The 13,780-nt window shown below is 62.0% G+C and carries 11 protein-coding genes; 3 read left to right on the forward strand and 8 right to left on the reverse strand.

Annotated elements, in window-relative coordinates; all coding sequences use genetic code 11:
* The first annotated feature begins 4 nt into the window (after positions 1–4).
* Positions 5–847 carry a class II glutamine amidotransferase gene (locus BLX89_RS10905; protein ID WP_075290921.1) on the forward strand — a complete coding sequence of 281 codons (843 nt, stop codon included), beginning with the start codon at positions 5–7 and terminating at the stop codon, positions 845–847.
* Here BLX89_RS10905 and coaBC read toward each other — a convergent pair.
* The 6 genes from coaBC to BLX89_RS10935 all read right to left on the reverse strand — a co-directional run bounded on the left by coaBC (position 833) and on the right by BLX89_RS10935 (position 8,138).
* Positions 833–2,038 carry a bifunctional phosphopantothenoylcysteine decarboxylase/phosphopantothenate--cysteine ligase CoaBC gene (gene coaBC / locus BLX89_RS10910; RefSeq protein WP_075290922.1) on the reverse strand — a complete coding sequence of 402 codons (1,206 nt, stop codon included), beginning with the start codon at positions 2,036–2,038 and terminating at the stop codon, positions 833–835. The two genes, BLX89_RS10905 and coaBC, sit on opposite strands and share 15 nt — an antisense overlap.
* A gap of 73 nt (positions 2,039–2,111) precedes the next feature.
* Complete coding sequence (locus tag BLX89_RS10915) at positions 2,112–3,764, reverse strand: alpha/beta hydrolase (protein ID WP_075290923.1); 1,653 nt, start codon at positions 3,762–3,764, stop codon at positions 2,112–2,114.
* 239 nt (positions 3,765–4,003) lie between these two features.
* Positions 4,004–4,951, reverse strand: coding sequence for a glutathione synthase (gene gshB, locus BLX89_RS10920; protein WP_075290924.1), 948 nt, complete (start codon positions 4,949–4,951; stop codon positions 4,004–4,006).
* Between the two features lie 589 nt (positions 4,952–5,540).
* A complete protein-coding gene (locus tag BLX89_RS10925) occupies positions 5,541–6,836 on the reverse strand; it encodes an MFS transporter (RefSeq protein ID WP_075290925.1) in 1,296 nt (431 codons plus the stop codon).
* An 88-nt stretch (positions 6,837–6,924) separates the two neighbouring features.
* Entirely contained in the window at positions 6,925–7,326 is a 402-nt protein-coding gene (locus tag BLX89_RS10930; RefSeq protein WP_075290926.1) for a MarR family winged helix-turn-helix transcriptional regulator, read from the reverse strand.
* Between the two features lie 218 nt (positions 7,327–7,544).
* Entirely contained in the window at positions 7,545–8,138 is a 594-nt protein-coding gene (locus BLX89_RS10935) for a class I SAM-dependent methyltransferase (RefSeq protein WP_075290927.1), read from the reverse strand.
* Positions 8,139–8,370: 232 nt separating this feature from the next.
* On the opposite strand from BLX89_RS10935, the gene BLX89_RS10940 reads away from it, so the two are divergent.
* Positions 8,371–9,231, forward strand: a complete 861-nt coding sequence (locus tag BLX89_RS10940) for an alpha/beta hydrolase (protein WP_075290928.1) — start codon at positions 8,371–8,373, stop codon at positions 9,229–9,231.
* A gap of 240 nt (positions 9,232–9,471) precedes the next feature.
* On the forward strand, positions 9,472–11,532 hold the full coding sequence (locus BLX89_RS10945) for a TonB-dependent siderophore receptor (RefSeq protein WP_245292805.1): 2,061 nt from the start codon (positions 9,472–9,474) through the stop codon (positions 11,530–11,532).
* A 274-nt stretch (positions 11,533–11,806) separates the two neighbouring features.
* Here the strand turns inward: BLX89_RS10945 and BLX89_RS10950 are convergent, their stop codons facing one another.
* Together BLX89_RS10950 and ugpE are read right to left on the reverse strand one after the other, a co-directional pair.
* Positions 11,807–12,922, reverse strand: a complete 1,116-nt coding sequence (locus BLX89_RS10950; protein ID WP_075290930.1) for a sn-glycerol-3-phosphate import ATP-binding protein UgpC — start codon at positions 12,920–12,922, stop codon at positions 11,807–11,809.
* A 10-nt stretch (positions 12,923–12,932) separates the two neighbouring features.
* Positions 12,933–13,775: a sn-glycerol-3-phosphate ABC transporter permease UgpE gene (ugpE, locus tag BLX89_RS10955; RefSeq protein WP_075290931.1), complete on the reverse strand. Its 843-nt coding sequence runs from the start codon at positions 13,773–13,775 to the stop codon at positions 12,933–12,935.
* Positions 13,776–13,780: the final 5 nt, after the last annotated feature.

Below are 13,780 nucleotides of genomic sequence, written 5' to 3' on the forward strand. Positions count from 1 at the left end.
GATCATGTGCCGCTGGGCAGCCTATCGCGGGGAACCGCTCTATCTCGAGGAACTGGTGACATCGCCGGCCCATTCGCTGATCGAGCAATCCCACTGCGCCACCCGCGCCAAGACGGCCACCAATGGCGATGGCTTCGGCATCGCCTGGTATGGCGATCATCCCGAACCCGGCCGCTACCGCGATATCCTGCCGGCCTGGTCGGACTGCAACCTGAAGAGTATTGCCCGGCAGATCCGCTCTCCGCTTTTCCTTGCCCATGTCCGCGCCGCGACCGGCGGCGGCACGCGGCGCGACAACTGCCACCCCTTCGTGCACGGCCGCTGGTCCTTCATGCACAACGGCCAGATCGGCGATTTCGAGCAGCTGCGCCGGCCGATGGAGGCGATGCTCGACAACGATCTCTATGCGGCACGCACCGGCACGACGGATAGCGAACTGCTCTTTCTGCTCGCCCTGCAATTCGGACTGGAGCACGACCCGCTCGGCGCGATGGCGGAGACATTGGCCTTTGTCGAGCGGCTTTCCGAGCATCTGGAACTGCGCACTCTGGTGCGTTTCACCGCTGCCTTCTCCGATGGCCACGATCTCTATGCCGTGCGCTACGCCTCCGACTGGCGGGCGCCGACGCTGTATGCGGCGCCGATGGGACCGAGCGGGGGCTATTGCCTCGTGTCGGAGCCGCTGAACGACGACGACAACGCGTGGGTCGAAATTCCGGACGGTACGGCTGTTATCGTCGGGGAAAACGGTGTCGATGTGCGGCTGTTCGGCACGGGAGGGCAGAATGCCAGCCCACAGACGCAGCATGCCGTCTCCAACCATCGCGCCTTCTCACGCAAAATGTGAGGCGATCAGCCGGGCGATCCTTTCCGCCACGACCTGCTTACCCATCTCCGGCCAATCCTCGTCGCCGGCCTTGCCGATCACCTTCACCCGGTTGCGATCGCCGCCCATGATGCCGGTTTCCGGCGAAACGTCATTGGCGATGATGTAATCGGCGCCCTTGCGCTCCAGCTTGGAGCGACCGTTTTCCGCGACATTCTGGGTTTCCGCCGCGAAACCCACGACGAGAGTTGGTCGCTGCGGATGGCGGCCGATGGTCTTCAGGATATCCGGGTTTTCCGCGAGGATAAGCGGCGGCGGGGCTTCGCCGGGCTGCTTCTTGATCTTGTTGCCGGCGGCGGAGGCCACGCGCCAGTCGGCGACAGCGGCGACCATCACGGCGATATCGGCCGGTAGGTTTGCAAGAACCGCGTCGCGCATGTCCTCGGCCCGCTCGACATGGATGGTCGTCACCCCCTTCGGATCGGGGATTGTGACGGGGCCGGAGACCAGCGTAACCTCGGCACCGAGCCGGGCCAGTTCAGCGGCAATGGCGTGGCCCTGCTTGCCGGAGGAGCGATTGGCGATGTAGCGCACGGGGTCGATCGGCTCATGGGTCGGGCCGGAGGTGACGATGGCCTTCTTGCCGGCAAGCGGCTTGTCGCCTGTATCGAGCAACGCTTCGACGGCGGCGACGATCTCCAGCGGCTCGGCCATGCGGCCTTCGCCCTTCTCTCCGCTTTCGGCCATCTCGCCGGAGGTAGGGCCGATGAAATGGATGCCGTCGCCCACAAGCGTCTGATGGTTGCGTTGCGTGGCGGGATGCGTCCACATCTTGGGGTTCATGGCGGGTGCTGCCAGCACGGGCTTATCGGTCGCGAGCAGGATGGTGGAGGCCAGATCATCGGCGTGACCGTTCGCCATCTTGGCCATTAGATCAGCCGTCGCCGGCGCGATCAGGATGAGATCGCAATCGCGGGCAAGGCGGATATGGCCGACATCCTGTTCGTCTTCGCGGGAAAAGAGCTCCGTGAACACCTTGTCTGCGGCGAGCGCCCCGACCGCGAGCGGCGTTACGAAGGCCTGCGCGCCCGCCGTCATCACCGGCCGAACGGAGGCGCCGCGCTCCCTGAGACGCCGGATGAGGTCGAGGCTCTTATAGGCCGCGATACCGCCAGAGATGATGAGGAGAATGCGTTTTCGCTGAAGGATCATGGTTCTATCCGATATGGCAGGCCGTCGGGCCGGACCCTAGTGCATGGCCTTTCAAGAGGCAACGCTGCCGATCTCACTGGTATTTTTCCCGCTGAGAAATGAAATGCTCGCGCAGCCGGGCAATCTCCGCCGGCGCCATCGCCGGAGCGGTCACGGCTGCCCAGCCGTCGAGATAATTTTCCGGCGCATAGACATGGCCGTAGCCCATGGGCGTGGTGGTGGCGAGCGCGATATCGAGGCCGAGCTGCAACGCGGTGATGACGGGATACCAGCGCAGCTCCGGCGAGACATCCGGTCCGCGCGGCGCCTTCATCCAGTCCGGCTCGCGATAGAAGGCGTTTTCCTTGAAGAAGACGATGGGGTCGCTGGCATATTGCAGATAGACGATGCGCATCGGGCCCCAGACGGCACCGGGGATATCGAGCGCATTCTTCTGCGCCGTGAAGCGGATGACCGAGCTGTCGCCGAAGCGGGGCAGCCATGCGGGCGTACCCTTCACGCGATTGGCCGTTGCCGAAATCCAGCCGGCGCTGGGGAAGGGCGGGCCTGCCCAGAAGGCACCCTGCGGCGCATCGCCGATGACATCGATCAACTGCATCGAGCGGGCGGAATTCAACGAGCCGAGGCTGAGGCCATGCAGATAGAGACGCGGCCGCTGATCCTTCGGCAGCGTCGTCCAGTGGCCATAGACGGCGCGGAACAATGCGGTGCCGCTTTCCTGTCCGTAATTTGGCTCCACCAGCAAGGAGAGCCAGCTGGCGAGATAGGAATATTGCAACCCGACGCTCGCGACATCGCCATCGTGGAGATACTCGACCGGATCCATGGCGGCGGGATCCATCCAGCCGGTGCCGGTCGGCATGGCGACGATCAGGATCGAGCGTTCGAAGGCGCCGACGCGCTTCATTTCCTCAAGCGCAAGGGCGGCCCGTTCCTCCGCCGTATCCGCCGCATCGAGGCCGACATAGACGCGGATGGGCTCCTTGGCTTCTTTCCCGGTAAAGGCGGCGATATCCTTTGCCGAAGGACCGGAGGAGACGAATTCGCGGCCACGAAAACCGAGATCCTGCCAGGCGACGAGGGAGGCGGCGCTGCCGCTCTTCAAGGGATCGGTCGAGGCTGCGACATCGGCATCGATCAGGCTGTCGAGTTCCCGGAAGGACGAGTCGGCGATGCGCAGCCCGGCTTTCAGCAATATCCCATCGGCGATGGTCCAGACGAGAATGAGAACGGCGAGCGCGCTGAAGACGCGCGAAATCGGCCGCGTGCTGTAGGGCTCCACCCTGGCCGAGAGAAAGCGGAAGGCCTTGAGGCAGAGCCGTGAAACGAAAAGCACGATCAGGAACACCAGCACCGTGACGAGCACGAGCGACATGGGCTCGACGCTTTCCACCGGCGGCATATCCATCAGCGTGCGGATGGAATTTTGCCAGTTGCGAGCATTCCAGAACGACAGGAGCACAAGGAAAAGCGCGCCAGCGCAGGCGAGATCGCCGCTAATGCGAACGCGTCGGCCTTGCGGGATCGGCAATTCCAGATAACGCCAGAACCAGAGGCCGAGAATGCCGAAGCCATAGCCCAAGGCCAGCAGCAATCCGGAAAGCGCGCCTTGCATCAGATAGGGGCGTGGGATCAGGCTCGGCGTAACCGACGCGGCGAGAAACAGCAGGCCGATGAAAAGACCGGTTCTCGACAGGGCCAGTCTGTCTTTCAGGGCTTTCGCCATATCGCCTTTCCCCAAAAACACGCCGCACGCTGCGATTGCCGCCAGAATGAAGCCTTCCGGCTGCTGCCTGTCAATATTCTGGCATTGCCGAGGGGGACGGGGATGATGCGGCTCTTCCCTTACCCGGTCGGTGAGAAGGGAGCGCGTGCTGCGCTGATCTTGCCCGATCAGAAGCGTGTTGCGGTGTCGATGCTTTTGCCCCTCACCCTGGCCCTCCCCGGGGGAGAGGGGACGCCAAATCAGGCGCGCTTGCGCTCGATGGCATCCCAAAGCAAGGAGGCGACATCGGCACCGCCGAATTTTTTCACTTCGCGGATGCCGGTGGGCGAGGTGACGTTGATCTCGGTCATGACGTCGCCGATCACGTCGATGCCGACGAAGAGGAAGCCGCGTTCGCGAAGGGCGGGGCCGATGCGGGCGCAGATTTCGCGTTCGCGGGTCGTGAGTTCGGTCGGCATGGGGGTGCCGCCGGCGTGCATGTTCGAGCGGGCATCATGCTCGGCCGGCACGCGGTTGATGGCGCCGACGGGTTCGCCATCGACGAGCAGGATACGCTTGTCGCCCTTGCGCACCGCCGGCAGATATTCCTGGGCGATGAAGGGTTCGCGGAACATCTGGCCGAACATTTCCAAAAGCGAGGACATGTTGCGGTCGTCGCGGGGCGAATGGAAGACACCGGCGCCGCCATTGCCGTAGAGCGGCTTCAGGATGATATCGCCCATCTCGGCGCGGAACGAGGCGATTTCCGCCGGGTCCCGGGTGATCAGCGTTTTCGGCATCAGGTCCGGAAATTCGGTGACGAAGATCTTTTCCGGCGAGTTGCGGACCCAGGCGGGGTGGTTGACGACAAGCGTCTTCGGGTGGATGCGCTCCAGCAGATGGGTGGAGGTGATGTAGGCCATGTCGAAGGGCGGGTCCTGGCGCAGCAGCACCACGTCCATGGTCGAGAGGTCGACGCGCTCGGCGTCGCCCAGCGTGTAGTGATCGCCCTTGATGTCGCGCAGTTCCATCGGCTGGACGGTGGCGTAGACCCGGCCGTCGCGCAGCGAAAGCTGGTTGGGCGTATAATGGAACAGCTTGTAGCCGCGGGCCTGCGCCTCAAGGCTCATGGCGAAAGTGCTGTCGCCCGCGATGGTGATGCCGGAGACATGGTCCATCTGGACCGCGACAGTGGTGATCTTCGCCATGGGTCGTTTCCTGTTGAGCGTCGTTATCGAGCGTTCTATAGCAAATCGCAACGGCGGAAACATAAAGAATTCTGCAGGCTTGACCATGAAAACGCAGGTTCGCGTTCACGCGGCGCAAGGCGTCCGTGGTTTGAAGGGTATGAACTCGGCCGGGGCACATCGGGTGCCTGGTTGAGTTGTAGTAAGTGACACGCGATGTGCCCCGTCTCGGTGATTTTTACCTGCAACTCCGCTTCCTCTGCGCGGATTACCGGCACCTTTGACAGGGTGGCGCTGACGGATGACCCGCCGCGGCACGAAAGGCATATCTTGCGAGATGCCAGTCGCCGGTCCGCATTTGTGCCGCACAGGCACGCCCCGCTCTCTTTCAAACGGGAGGGAAAGCATTTTCTGCAGGCCCCCTTGGATGTGCCTGCGTTTCAAACACAGACCAAAGGCACCGGCCCCGCCTCGCCGGCAACGCTTTCCGGTGTATCCGATAGCGGGACGAGAGGAGTGTGGCACGGGTGAAAAGGGCGGGGATTGGCGGGGACAAGTTTTTCGGCTTTTTTTGAAAGGGACGGCGTACTCCGTCCCTGACTAGAAATGCCTATGCCGCCTGCGGCACGGCCGTTGCCGAGCCGGGCTTCTTCAGCAGCATCACCGCAAGTGCCGCAAGGATGCACATGAGGCCGGCGATCTGCAGGGCGGGCATGTACGTGTTGTAGTCGCTCTTGAAATAACCGGCGCCGAAAGCGGCGGTAGCGGCGCCGAGCTGGTGGCCGGCGAAGACCCAGCCGAAGACGAGGCCGGCTTTTTCGCGGCCGAAGTTTTCCGCAGCGAGCTTGACCGTCGGCGGGACGGTTGCGACCCAGTCGAGGCCGTAGAAGATGGCGAAGAGCGACAATTCCACGAAGCTGAAGCCCGACAGCGACAGGTAGATCAGCGACATGCCGCGCAAGCCGTAAAACCAGAACAGCAGGACGCGGCTGTCATAACGATCGGACAGCCAGCCGGCGGCGATGGTGCCGAAGAAATCGAAGATGCCGATGACCGCGAGCGTACCGGCGGCGGTGACCGCGGCCATGCCGAAATCGCCGCAGATCGAGATCCAGTGGGTCTGGATCAAGCCATTGGTCGAGAGGCCGCAGACGAAGAAGGTGCCGAACAGAACCCAGAAGACGGGATTGCCCGAGACGCTCTTCAGGATGACCAGCGGGGAAATCAGGGTGGCGAAGAGGTTGTGATCCTGCTCTGGCGGCTTGATGACGGCCGTTTCGCCATACGCCGGCAGGCCGACATCGGCGGGGTGATCGCGCATGAGCAGCAGGACGAGGACCATGGCGGTGGCGATGACGGCGACGGCAAGGGCAAGCGCAATGCGCCAGCCATAGGCTTCCGTCAGGGCGGCGAGGATCGGCAGGAATATCAGCTGGCCAGTGGCGTTGCTGGCGGTCATCAGGCCGACGACGAGGCCGCGGCGATGCGAAAACCAGCGGGCGGCGACGGTGGCGCCGAGCACCAGCGCCGTCATGCCTGTGCCGACGCCGATCACCACGCCCCAGAGCAGGAGCAACTGCCAGACTTCGGTCATAAACAGCGAGATGACGATGCCGCCCATGATCATCGCGAGCGCGGTTGCGACCACTTGGCGGATGCCGAAATGGTTCATAAAGGCAGCCGCGAAGGGGCCGAGCAGGCCGAACAGTACGAGGCGCACGGCCATGGCGGAGGAGATATCGGCGATATCCCAGCCGAACTCCTCATGCAGCGGCTGGATCATCACGCCGGCCGATCCCATGGCGCCAGCGGTCGCCAGCATGGTGAGAAAAGTGGTGGCGGCCACGACCCAGCCGTAATGAATGTTTCGTCGCGCCATCCAGCCGGCGACCTGTGTCGATATCATTTCCCGTCTCCTGAGAGAGCCGCCCTGGCGGCATGCGGTTATCGGTATATGCCCGCATATGCGGGCATATACCCGTTTTAATCAATATTTAGAGAGCTGCGAGCAGCTCCCGCAACTGTTCCGTCTTCTCCGGCCCGAGCCGGGCTTCGATCTGATCCTGAACGCCATCCCAGAGGGGAGCGCCCTGATCGAGAATCTCATGTCCCCGAGGCGTAATCGTCAGCATGGCTTCCCGCTGATCGTCGCCATGGCCGATGGCGATGAGCCGCATGCGCTCCAGCACCTTGGCATTGCGGCCGACGGTTGAGCGATCGAGCTCGACGCGGTGGGCAAGCTCCGTCAGGGACACCGGCTCCAGCTTGCGGATATTTCGCAGAAGGCTGAACTGGCCGATGTTGACGCCCAGCGGCGCCAGCGCCTCGTCGTAGTAAGACGAGACCTTGCGGCTTGCTCTGCGCAACAGGATGCAGTGGCATGAGGTGGTTGACATGATCGCGGGTATATACCCGTTTCTGATTAATCGCAAGTGCCCCTGAGTTTCACGCTTGATGTAGCGGAGCAGGTCTTCGGGTTGCCTGGCCCGGCGGGGCCGGCTACGGATGGCGAACGGCTGTCCGCAGCGTGCGCCGTCGCGTATCGGTTTTTGCGGACGCAATCTAAGGCTGCTGGGGTATCCGGCGGTCGATCAATTGCTGCTCTTGCAAGAGTTCATTTCATTCTGAAGCGTTTGCGCAGCTTCATTTCGACTTTCTCCCGCAGAACAATCAGGTTGTGACGCCATTTCGGAAGAGAGGCGCTCCAGGTTTTGATCCCGACCCGTCCATTGTTCATCGGGAAAGCCTGCGCGGAGGGCCAGTATTGCCGCAACCGCTCCAGCCACCAGTCTTCATCATGTTGGGAAACATGCGCATTGCGACCGTCCGACAAGGTCGCAATTGCGGGCCTCGTGTCGATGACATGCAGGGCATCGGGCGCTAGACGGGCCATCTCGCTGAGAACCGAATGCATCTCCTCTTCCGGAATGTGTTCGAGGACATCAAAACTCACGACGACGGAGAATGTCCGGTTTGGCAGGGCCGACCTTTCGGGTATGGCGGGATCGAAGGATACAACGTCGTCGATGCCAGCCTTCTTGCCGAGCCGTTGAGCAATGGGGCTGCGGCCGGCGCCATAATCGATGAGCGACTTCGGGCCAAATGCCAGCAAATGAGGCAGGACCCTCGGCAAGTGCTTTCCGCCAAAACCATAAGCGCCGGATGAATGGAAATGCACGTAATTGGCGATCAGATTGCGTTCGACCATTGGAAGGAGATGCCCAAGAATTTTTTTCCGAATGCTTCCACGATAGAAGGTTGTGCCGGGGTTTGGAAGAGGCTGCTAAAGTATACACTGCATGGTCGCCTGCTCCACGAAAAGAGCGTGATCCCGATGGATCATCGTCCTGCGGATCATCCGGAATCGATCGTTGCCGGGTCTTGTTACGATACGGAGCTATCCGCTACAGCGGGCGGGTCTCAACGCCATCGAGGTTTGCATGACGACCAATCCCTATTTCATGCCCGGCACCTGCTTTTTCGATATCAATCCTTCCAAAAGTGGCGAGCCCCATCGGATATTTCTGTCTATCCCGAAGGGCGAGCCGCCGGCCGAGGGATGGCCGCTGCTGGTGCTGACGGATGGCAATGCCACCTTTCCTTTTGCGGTCGCCAGCCTGATGACGCAGGCGTTTTACCCCACTGGCACCAATGTCGGCTGGGGTGTTATCGCGGCGATTGGCTATCCGACGGACGAGCCTTACGATGCGTTCCGGCGCGCCTGGGATTTGGGGCCTCCGCCGGTGAAGACCTATCCGCCTTATTTCGAAGGCGGGCCCCCGGTTCGTATCGGCGGGACGGGCGAGCTTCTCGACATGATCACGGACGATCTGTTGCCGAAGATATCTGAGATGACGATGCTGGATCCGGCGCGGCGGACCTTGTTCGGGCATTCGTTCGGCGGGCTTTTCACGCTCTATGGCCTTTTCGAGCGACCTGAGCTGTTTTCCAACTGGGTCGCGGCGAGCCCGACGATCTATTGGGAAGGGTCGGAGATCCTGAACAACGAGGCGGGGCGCAAGCCGCTGCCGGCGCCGGCCTATGTGCATATGTCCGCCGGCGAATACGAGGGTGACGATCTCGCGCCGTTCCAGACGCTGAACGACGATGCCGAAAAGCGGCTGGAAAAGAAAAAACAGGAACAGACTGTGCGGCTGGCGCAGGAAATGACGACGCGGCTGAACGGGACGGCAGACGGGCTGAGGGCGCAGTTCGAGATCTACCCGGGTGAGACGCATATGTCTGTGCTGGGGGCGGCGGTGAACCGGGCGGTGGGGATTGCGTTTGCGGTGCGGCGCTGACGTAACTTTCTCGGGGCAACTTTTGCATCTGCTGGTGAAACCCTTGCGAACGCTCGATTATTAAGTTGACTCATTTTGTCTTGTTTGAGTAATTGCCCCTGATGAAATGTCGTTGAGGCCACCGGGTTGGCTGGACACAGTGCAGGGGAAACGAAACTGAATATGGATCGACAGCACGTTGTGCGGGCGCGGACAGCGCGCTTGATTGCGGGCAGCGCTTTGGTGACGGTATGTTTCGCCATGGCAGGCACCGGTTGGGCGCAGGACGCCTCGACCGAGGAGGCGACGCCGCTGGAGCCGATCGTTGCCATCGGGAAAACCAGCCGTGCTGTCGGCCCTGACGAAACGATCGTCGCGACCGATACCGCGACGGGCAGCAAGACCGATACGCCGGTCATCGACCTTCCCGCTTCCGTCTCCGTTATTACGCAAAAGGAACTGGAAACGCGCCATGTCGAAAGCGTCCAGCAGGCCGTCTCCTACACGGCCGGCGTTTTCGCCGACGAGTTCGGCAATGACGACCGCTACGACTATGTTCGTATCCGCGGCTTCGACCAGACGGTGCTCGGCATGTATCGCGATGGCCTGGCGGCGCGTATCCCAGCCTACTTCACAGCCAGCCGTCTCGAGCCCTATGGCCTCCAGCGCGTTGAGGTCCTGAAGGGCTCGACCTCGACGCTCTTTGGTCTCAACGGTCCCGGCGGGCTGGTGAACTCGATCACCAAGCGTCCGCAGGATGAAAAGCACGGCGAAATCTACACCTCGCTCGGCGAGGGCACGAAGGAAGTCGGCACCGATTTCGGCGGCCCGATCGATGCTGACGGCGTTTACAGCTACCGTTTCACGGCGCTGGGCAAGGAAGGCGATCTCGGCTGGGACTATTCCAACGATGACCGCGTCTATATTGCGCCGGCCTTCACCATCCAGCCCGATGACGGCACCTCGCTCACCATCCTGATGGACCATTATAAGCGCGACGGAACGGGCGCCCGCGGCTTCCCGAGCGGCGCGAACCTCGATATCGACACCTTCCTCGGCGAACCGGACTTCAACCGCTTCAACACCGAACAGTCCGATATCGGCTACCAGTTCGAGCATGAGTTCAACGAAAACCTGACATTCCGCTCGAATGCGCGCTACACGCATATGGATCTCGACTACGCCGAAGTCTACGGCGCCTCGCTCGATCCGACGGCGAACCGCACGGCGTTTTCGGTCGATGGCCGCTCCAACCGCTACACCATGGACAACCAGCTGCAATACGACACCGGTTGGGACGGAGGCGAGAGCAAGACGCTCGTCGGTGTTGACTACGCCAACGACAACACCCGCGAAACCATTCTCTTCGGTACGGCTGGACCGCTGGACATCAACAATCCCGTCTATTGCGGACTGTCCTGCATCAACCTCGGTCCCTATGTGAACTGGCGGGTCAAACAGGAAGCCCTGGGCATCTACGCTCAGGAGCAGCTGACCTTCGACGATCGCTGGATCATCACCGCCGGCGGACGCTGGGATCGGGTCAACACGACCGCGGACTATCTCGATACGAACACGCAGGATGACGATACCGCCACTGCCTTCACCAAGCGTATCGGCCTGACCTACAAGTTCACCCCGAATTTCGCCGGCTACGCCAACTATTCCACCAGCTTCCAGCCGCTGGTGACGCCGAGCGCCAATGGTTACGCCGTCGATGGTTCGCTGAAGCCGCAGCTGGGCCAGCAGTATGAAGTCGGCGTCAAGTATCAGCCGGACGGGTTCGATGGGCTGTTTACGGCGGCGCTGTTCGACCTGACCCAGACCAACGTTCCGAGCTACGTGACGCCGCTGATCCAGCAGCAGATCGGTGAAGTTCGCGTTCGTGGTCTTGAGCTTGAGGGCAAGGCGGCGATCAACAGCAACCTGAACCTGACGCTCGCCTATTCCTACTGGGACGGCGAAATCCTTGAAGACGGGATTGGCGGCAATGTCGGCAACCGGCCGTCGCGCGTTCCGCGTCACCTCGCTTCCGCCTGGCTCGATTACACGATCCCCGGCGAAGGGCAGCGCGGGGATCTGACGATCGGCGGGGGTGTGCGCTACATCGGCCAGACCTATGGCGACGATGCCAACACGGCTTCGGTTCCCGGCTATACGACGGTGGATGCGGCCGTCAGCTACAAGGTCACCAAGGACGTCACGCTGGCGGTGAACGCCACCAACCTGTTCGACCGCAAATATGTCGCGACCTCCTACTACGGAACGGAATATTACGGCGACCGCCGCAAGGTTCTCGGGACGCTGAAATATTCCTGGTAACGGCGGGTTCGCGCGTTTCCTTCTCCCCGTAAAACGGGGAGAAGGTGCCCGAAGGGCGGATGAGGGGCGGAAGTGTCGTCGCTCTCAAGGATGACAGTTTGCCCCTCACCCCAGCCCTCCCCCCGCAGGCGGGGAGAGGGGGCGATCGAGCACCGCGCACAGCCTTGTTCCCCCGCGCACAAAGTGGCGGGGCATCTCGATAGAAATGCAAACAAATCTCTTCCCGCTTGGGGAGAGGTTTTATGGTTTCAATGGCGTCCGGAAGGCCAGCCGATCAGCTGATGGCTGGTTCCAGTGCCGCGACCTGCTCGCGAATGACAGAGGACGTGTCGGTCAAGCGCGTCAGCCGCTTGCCTGTCGTCGTGTCGAAGAAATGCAGGCGGGACGGGGCTATGGTGAGGGCGATGGTTTCGCCGAGGTCGATTTCGGGCGATAGGGCAGCGGTGAGTGGCTTGCCGTCCACCGTGCCGTGGACGAGGCGTTGGGCGCCCAGTTCTTCGACGTAATCGATCTTCAGGGTGAGGGATTGTTCACCCGCCTGCGCAACGCGCAGGTCTTCGGCGCGCAGGCCGACGGTGAGGTCGGTGGGGAGCGCCGCGAGGCGGTCGGCTTCCAGTGTCTGCGAACCGAAATGCAGGCGGTTACCTTCGCGGTTGGCGCGCAAGAGGTTCATGGCGGGGGAGCCGATGAAGCTGGCAACGAAGGTGGAGGCGGGGGTGTGGTAGACGTCGAGGGGGCGGCCGATCTGTTCGATCTCGCCGCCGTTGAGGACCACGAGGCGGTCGGCGAGCGTCATGGCTTCGAGCTGGTCGTGGGTGACGTAGAGCGAGGTGGTGCCGAGGCGTTTTTGCAGTTGCTTGATTTCGCCGCGCATGGAGACGCGCAGTTTGGCGTCGAGGTTCGACAGGGGTTCGTCGAAGAGGAAGGCGGCGGGTTTGCGCACGATGGCGCGGCCCATGGCGACGCGCTGGCGCTGGCCGCCGGAAAGCGCGCGGGGCTTGCGGTCGAGGTATTGTTCGAGCTGCAGCATGCGGGCGGCTTCCGCGACGCGGGCGTCGATCTCGGCCTTGGGCGTGCCGCGGTTCTTGAGGCCGTAGGCGAGGTTGTCGTAGACAGTCATGTGCGGGTAGAGCGCGTAGTTCTGGAAGACCATGGCGATATCGCGTTCGGCCGGCTCGACGTCATTGACGATGCGGTCGGCGATTTCGACGGTGCCTTTGGAGATGGTTTCCAAGCCCGCGACCATGCGCAGCAGCGTGGACTTGCCGCAGCCGGAGGGGCCGACGAGCACGATGAATTCGCCATCGGCGATATCGATCGATACGGATTTCACCGCTTCGACGCCGCCGGCATAGATCTTCGAAACATTGGTGATGTTGATCGCTGACATGGCGTATCTCCTACTTGTCGCTTTCGGTGAGACCCTTGATGAACCAGCGCTGGAAGATCATGACGATCATCACCGGCGGCAGCATGGCGAGGATCGCCAGGGCAAAGGCCTCGTTGTAATCGGGGATGTTGGAGCCGACCCAGACGAGCAGGATCTGCTTGATGCCGCGGACCAGCGTGAAGAAGCTCTCATCCGTGGTCATCAGCGTCGGCCACAGATACTGATTCCAGCCATAGACGAACATGATGATGAAGATCGCGGCCATCATGGTCTTCGACAGCGGCACGATGACACCGATGAAGAACTTGAACGGGCCGGCGCCATCGATGCGGGCGGCTTCGAGCAGTTCGTCGGGGATCGATTTGAAGAACTGGCGGAAATAGAAGGTGCCGGTAGCGGACGCCAGCAGCGGGACGATCAGGCCGGTATAGGTGTTCGTCAGGTTCAGCGCGGTCATCACCTCGTAGGAGGGGAGGATGCGGACTTCGAGCGGCAGAAGCAGGGTCGTGAAGATCATCCAGAAGAGGATCGTCGCGAAGCGGAAGCGGAAATAGACGAGCGCATAGGCCGCCAGCATCGAAAGCGCGATCTTGCCGACGGCAAAGCCGATGCCTAGGATAAGGGAGTTCATCATCATCCGAAGACCGGTGATCTTGCCGGTGAAGCCGCCTTCCTTGGTCAGCACCTTGGTGTAGGTATCGACGAAGTGGCCGCCGGGCAGGATGGACAGGCCGTTGCGGTGGATATCCGCGGCCTCATGGCTGGAGGTCATCAGGGCAACGACCAGCGGGCCGACCATGATGAAGACGCCCATCAGCAGGATGACATGATCGAAGATTTTGACGCGCTGCATGGGGG

The sequence above is a fragment of the Pararhizobium arenae genome, from assembly GCF_001931685.1.
Lineage (GTDB): Bacteria > Pseudomonadota > Alphaproteobacteria > Rhizobiales > Rhizobiaceae > Pararhizobium > Pararhizobium arenae.